The organism is Bacillus sp. MYb209 (genome assembly GCF_002975175.1).
In the GTDB taxonomy this organism is placed as follows: Bacteria; Bacillota; Bacilli; order Bacillales; family Bacillaceae_G; genus Bacillus_A.
This window is the reverse complement of the sequence record NZ_PCNZ01000012.1, coordinates 116724-123290: the sequence shown is the minus strand read 5'-3', so window position 1 is coordinate 123290 and position 6567 is coordinate 116724. Positions and strand designations below refer to the sequence as shown.

Sequence of the window (6567 nt, the reverse complement as noted above, 5' to 3'; positions counted from 1 at the left end):
AATATGTTTTTTCATTATTGAACATCTCCCTTTTTATCTTCTTGTTTTTGTTTACCACCTAAAATTTCAACAGCATTTGTTAGTGCTGAAGGTAAAGGGATTCCCATACGTCCAGCGTTTTCTAAAAGTGATAACAATTCATTACCCATGAAGAAAAAGATTGTTGCTTCACGAATAGCACTGTTACTTCCAAACGCTGTATCTAATTGCGCTGCCACTCCAACCAAAAGAAAAAGCACCACCTTTTTGGCGATGCCTTTAAAACCTACTTTACTTTTTAATTCCCCGTTAAATCCAGCTGCTATCATGCCAGTTAAATAATCTATAACTGCCATCGTCACTAAGATTTTCAATGTTGCATCCCATCCTCCCAAGAAATACCCACAGAAGCCACCAAACGTAGCTATAAATGTTTTCATTAATACATCAATACGATCCATCTTTTCACTCCTTTATACAAAATAAAAAAGAGCGGTGAATTTCACCTCTCTTTGTTTATGTCACTATTCGATTTCTAAAAACACTTTGTTCCCTTCCTGTTTAACCGTTATTTCGTTGTCAACAACACAACCGCCTTCACAGGATATATAAACTTCACTATCAGGATTCAAATTTAACAAATTTGCAATTAATTCTTCAACAGTCAAATCTGCACCTCCCGTGAAATAGATTTTTAACTATATACAGGAATACCGACTATATATGGTGATAATCCTTCCGAATACCTCTTGAATGAATTAGAATGATTTCGAATGAAATTCTCTTCTTCCTTGACCTCTTCTAACCATTTTTTTGCAGAATCTGTTAAACCTCTACAGAATTGTGCTACATCAATATTCAATGCGTCATTAATTACATTATTATGGAAAAAGAAATTAGAATTCGGTTCCACAAATATAATTCTATTATATTTTGACTTCTCGTGTTGTGTACTTCCTTGATGTAAGAAAGAACATCTAAAATAGTAACAATCATCAGCTGACATACTAAACTTATCTCCTACATACCTGTTATACCATTCTTTATATTTTCTTCCACTAGCCTTCCCATCATCAGATTGTAAAGCAGCACAAATATCCGGTATGCATAAAGCCATTCCTAATGATAAATGATATACTCCTGCATCTAATCCTCTTTCGATTTCATTAAATAGATCTTCCATAAACAAGTCCCCCCTTATCATGAGTTTATTATACATGGATAAGAGTGGATAACTCACATGAAATTTCAAAAAAATGTTATACAAGCCGTATTTTGTTCAAAATAAAAAACAGCTTATAGCTGTTCGGTTAGTATTGTTTCAGTTGTTGGAATTTCTTGCGGTGGATTTTTACCTGTCAGTTTGAAATAATCATCTGCACAAATATTTTTTTTCGCAAATCCCATATCTAACTCATAAAGTCTTGCACCACGTCCACACAATTCACATCTTGTTGCAATTCTGAAACAGATTGTTCCGTCAGACATTTCTCTCCACACTTCGACCTTACTAGTGCCATCAGGAATGCCCGCATTATTTAACATATCAGCAGGTATTTGGACAGAAATTCCTGTATCAGTTCTTTTTGCATCTACCAGCCTCCCCATAAAAGGAAAGCTTTCACCTGCTTGAAGTGGCATCGTGTGAATGTCATACTTATTCATTTATATCTCTCCTTTTTTATCCAAGGGCATTAAATTTCCAACCATTCGCACTGCTCACATAAAAACCCGGGCCGAGATTACCGTCTGTAAAACGGATATGCCCCCAGCCTTGAAATGCATTTCCACCAAGATTTACACCTTGTGCAGCTCGTATATTAGTAGAAAACTTAACATCTTTTTCTGTTGATATATCAAACGTTTGGCCATCAGGTGCTGGACCTACATTGTTATTTACACCACCTATTGCAATACTATTAAATGGTTGAATACCAGCGGCTCTTTCTGCTGCCGCTCGATCCCAGTTATACATAGATGCATATTTACCACTGTATAGCGTTACACCTGATACACAAACCGCTGTTTGTGCACCGGGTATTTGTCCATTTGCAGAATAGACTTTAATAATTAACGCATGTTCTTGAGGTATATAGTTTGTCGGCACCTTAAAAGTGAATGAATATCTTCTGATTTCTCCATAAAATACAGATGGCTCAGCGAAGTCCATTTTTTGCTCATTCCATATGTCATAAGAAACATTGTCCCTAAACTTCACACAGCATACATGCAAACGTGGTTTCGCTGTTTTACGCACGCCATTTACCATAGCTGCTCTAAAATGTGCAGATACAGTATATTCGTTACCAGGATGTATCCCATTGTTAACCACTGCTTCTGGATAGTTGTACATATCTACCCTTGACGCATTAACCATTTGTTCGTAATCAAATACAGATGTATTTTTTTCTATCACTACATTGCCCTGCGGCTTCCAAGTAAGACCATATCCACCTTCAAATCCATAATAATCGCTATTCCCAATATTTTTCTTTCCAACAGAAGAAAAGTCGGGATCTGCTATTAGATTTCGTCTTGATACTGCGGTTGTTTTAGTTCCCCATTCATCTTGGAATAGGAAATCTAGCATTTTAACGGTTACACCATTTTTATCAATGGTAATCTTATCACCATTAACGTTAATGACATTCGTATCAATACCTTTTGCCGTTAACCATTTCACCATTGTATCTGCATTAATAGCTACTTTTGAAACATCGATTTCTAATTTTTCCGATGAGAAGTTAATAGCTGCAATGATATTACCGTTTTTAACTTCAGCAAGAATTCCTTTATCTAATACTTCTAACTTTGAGCCTGTTTTCTTTACATAAGCATCAAAAGTCTCATTTATGAAAGTTTCTTGTTTTTCAGAGACGATTGTAACGCCTTTTTCATTAGCGCTGATACTTCTTTCTAACTCTATAACTTTCTGATTGTATTTTTCAGTTGCTACCTTATCCGCTAAGTCATCCATGATTTTATCTTTGTCGACCATATCCGCTGGGTTTTCAATGTAAGAACTTGCTTTAGTTGCTTTTTGTAACATAGGATGTGCCATCCACATTGTGCCATTTCGAATAACATAAGCTCTTAAACCTACTTTTGTAGCTTCTGGAGGAGCAACAACACTGTATTCCTGTCTCACCCATGTATCATTCGGAATAGTAAAGTTAAGAAAATTACCAGATGATAATTGAGATCCATCTGCTTTCCAAAAGACAATTGCAATTCGCATGTATTTACTTTCGTGTTCATCCATATTTTTTGTTTTGAAATATGCTGATACCACAACATTTTCTCCAGTAGCAACTGATACTCTATCAGATGTTATATTGCGGAATGCATTATCAGTATTTCCACTAACTGAGAGTTTGAGAGACGAATCACCCCAGTGTGTTTCAACATTGTCAACAAAGAAGGAAACTGCACTAGACCAATATTTTGTACCTTGCTTTAAACGAGTGTTACGAAGTTCATTCGTTACTCCGATTCCACCCACATAATCTTCAACTTGTTTGATATCAACTTTCGCTTCAATCGCTCGTGAAGTTTGTTCGATTTTTGTATTTGCATCAAGGATTTGTTGACCTTGTTCTGTTGTTGTAATAGAAAGCTGTCCGACATCACTTTCTAGACCCTCTAATGATGTTTTAAATTCTGCTGTTCGTTCATCAAGTTCTTTTACATCTTTTCCGTAATCAGGTATAAGTACTTCCCATTCTGTACCTTTCCAGATTTTTAAGATACCTGGTTTCCCATTACTGATATCACGCCAAAGTGTTTTGCCGGATTCTAATCCTGTTTTAGGTGGATTACCCCCTTCATAAATAGTTGTTTGATAGTCTTTCAGATTATCTTGTACTTTTTGTGCTAACTCTTTAGCCGCTTGAGATTCTTTCTGAGCAGTTTCGGTTTTTTGATCATTCTCTTTTACTAGTTCTTCTAACTTATCCAATAATTCTTTATTGGCTTTACTGCCTAGTGTAGCTAATATTTTGTTGTACATTTTCCGTAATTCTTCGTTTGCATCCACAATCTCGCGATAATCACCAAACACATATTTATCTTGCATCGGATCTTTAAATGACTCATCACCAGCAATCGCACGAGCTTCAAGATATAATTTCGGTGTAAATCCTGTATCTTTAATTTTTAATGTATCGCCCTCGTTTATTAATTCGTGTGCTAATCCAAAAACCCGTCCAATACTTTGCGCTTGAACATCATAAGAAACAGATGTATTAATACGTTTCTTATGCTCAGTTTTCATAAGAGTCATTAAACGTTGTGGAGTTATATCTTGTTCTGTCTCTGGAGTATAGAATCCGAATTTATGTTGACCACGCTCATTCCAACGTTGAAATGCATCGTTATCTACGATGTACGGCAAACCATTATTAATACTCTCAACTGTAATTATCTTATCTCCTTCGCCTTTAACGAACCCCATAAGCGCTGTGCAGATATTTTGAGAGTTTTCAATACGTTTGATTCCTATTAAATCTTTACCTAAAGTTACTTCCTTACCTGTTTCTCGCCCCCGTATTTTGACCATATCCACATAACGACCAACAATTTGTGAACCCACAACTTCAGCACGGTATTGAATTTCTAATTCGAATAAAGAAGCAATCTTTTTCAAAAAACTTAATGGATCAATGAATTCATCGATTGTCATTGAATGGAATCCGGCATATTCTAAATTTCCTTTTTCCCATTTCGTACCTACAAGAGCTATATCCACCATTTCAATTACTGTCTTACCTTCTAAAATTTGTGGAGGAATAATTCCTGCTTTTGCAAGTTGAATCCATTCACCAGATGCATAAGTAATTACAGATCTATCATTAGAATCTTTTTCAGCTTCAGTAATTACATAAGGAACTATCCGCCCATCTCTTACTTCTTTTAACACTAAGTTTTGCTGCATAAGAGTCGCTGCATGTTCTGTATTATCAAATACTTTAAACTCTAAAGTATCAATGTTATTTTTGATTTCCCAATGACGAACATCATCCCAGTAGTCTTTGGGCTGGATAACTGAAACGATTTGTTCTGTTTGAAAATCGACAACGTGAAGTGTTCCGCTAGGTGTTCTCATCTAAATCTCTCCCTATACATTACCTTTGCTATTCCGACATTTGGAGGCATTATTTCTAGTTTATTTTGACCTTTTTGAATAACTGGATAATCACTAAAAATATCTTTTAGATTAATAGCCTTCTTACCATTTATTGTTATAAGACTTCGTTCTGTATCAATAACTACTTTGTCCCCAACATCAAAAATATAAGGAGGATTACTTTGCGTATTCATATTAACTTTCCAAATCTTTAAATCATCGATAGACATTTGTGAACAAAACATATTATTTGAAAACTGAGAAATGCTGATTTGCACTTGGGCGACTTTATTCATATTGACATTATTTTCATCTATCCACACTACAAAGCGTTCTGAGTCATCAATCTCCGTACCTAATATAAATTTAGAAATATAAGCCTCCCATCTGTTTCCAGTTCTAGCAAGCCATAAACGACCTCTAAAATTTGTCCAGGTGTCTGGGTGATCTCCATGTTCATTAATGAATACCTGTCCACCTGGTTTTTTACTATTCCCAACAGAAGCGAATCCACTGTTTTGCTCGGCTTCCCATTGAACATCGCTCATCGATATACGAGCTACATAATCGCTATTTTCATCGAGAAGACCTATTTCCACACGTCCCATCTGATCCCAATGATGACTATTAATACCTACATATGCTTGCATGATAAAGTCCTGCAATGGACCTTGCGGAATATTCTTTTTAGCGATAGCACCATGCCATCCTTTTGTACCTTCCGTTCCAAAATGAAGTGGTACAAGGCGATATCCATCTGACTTAAATTCACCTCCACCAGTCATATCCTCTGTCTTAGCTACTTTTGTCCATCCTACAGTTGTTGACATTTCATCCCACAACACACGTTGATTTCTTTCAACGGGAACCTGATTTGCTTTCAATGGATATCCAATGCGAAAATAATTCGTACTATTCCATACATCAAGAAAAGTGGAAGGTTTCGCTACTTCAACTTCTATAATTGCATTAGATTCCACACTTCCTTTGTTTTGTACGTTTGCTATTAATCCACGCCCATCCATTTGAAATTCTGTCGTTCGAGTAGGTCCTAATTTATAAGGCATTGGACAAATAAATTTAAGAACGCCCTGACCAAGTGTTACAAATTCATCTGGATCAAAGCTATCATCCACAACAGCTAAATACGTTCTATTTGGTTCTACATCGAAAGTAAGCTCTACTGGTTGCTCTGTAATAAGCCAACCTGCTATTTCTTCTTTTAATGTTTCTAAATCTGCACCATCAGGAACAATAATTCCAACTGGAATAGAAAGAGTGCGAATTTCTGTTTGCGTGTTTAATAATCTTGCGCCTGGATAACCTGGAACATTTAGAAAATTTCTTTTTAACGGTGCCCATGCTGGTCTTTTCCATCCTTTTTCTATTTGAATAAAATCTTTACGTTCTTTGTTAAATGTAAAAGAACTCATGTTAACACCTCATTTCTTTATAAAATAAAA

6 protein-coding genes are annotated in these 6567 nt (G+C 35.8%); all 6 read right to left on the bottom strand.

What is annotated here, in order from left to right:
* Positions 1-14 precede the first annotated feature (14 nt).
* Complete coding sequence (locus CQZ94_RS18245) at positions 15-440, bottom strand: phage holin family protein (protein ID WP_048517225.1); 426 nt, start codon at positions 438-440, stop codon at positions 15-17.
* A gap of 63 nt (positions 441-503) precedes the next feature.
* The gene (locus CQZ94_RS31245; RefSeq protein ID WP_157681248.1) at positions 504-647 is read right to left on the bottom strand and encodes a hypothetical protein; all 144 of its coding nucleotides are present in this window, start codon (positions 645-647) and stop codon (positions 504-506) included.
* 26 nt (positions 648-673) lie between these two features.
* A complete protein-coding gene (locus CQZ94_RS18240) occupies positions 674-1162 on the bottom strand; it encodes a hypothetical protein (RefSeq protein WP_048517226.1) in 489 nt (162 codons plus the stop codon).
* A gap of 113 nt (positions 1163-1275) precedes the next feature.
* On the bottom strand, positions 1276-1644 hold the full coding sequence (locus CQZ94_RS18235; RefSeq protein WP_048517227.1) for a hypothetical protein: 369 nt from the start codon (positions 1642-1644) through the stop codon (positions 1276-1278).
* Positions 1645-1660: 16 nt separating this feature from the next.
* Positions 1661-5083, bottom strand: coding sequence for a phage tail spike protein (locus CQZ94_RS18230; protein WP_105586486.1), 3423 nt, complete (start codon positions 5081-5083; stop codon positions 1661-1663).
* Entirely contained in the window at positions 5080-6537 is a 1458-nt protein-coding gene (locus CQZ94_RS18225) for a distal tail protein Dit (RefSeq protein ID WP_105586485.1), read from the bottom strand. Before CQZ94_RS18225 ends, CQZ94_RS18230 begins: the two co-directional genes overlap by 4 nt.
* Between the last annotated feature and the right edge of the window lie 30 nt (positions 6538-6567).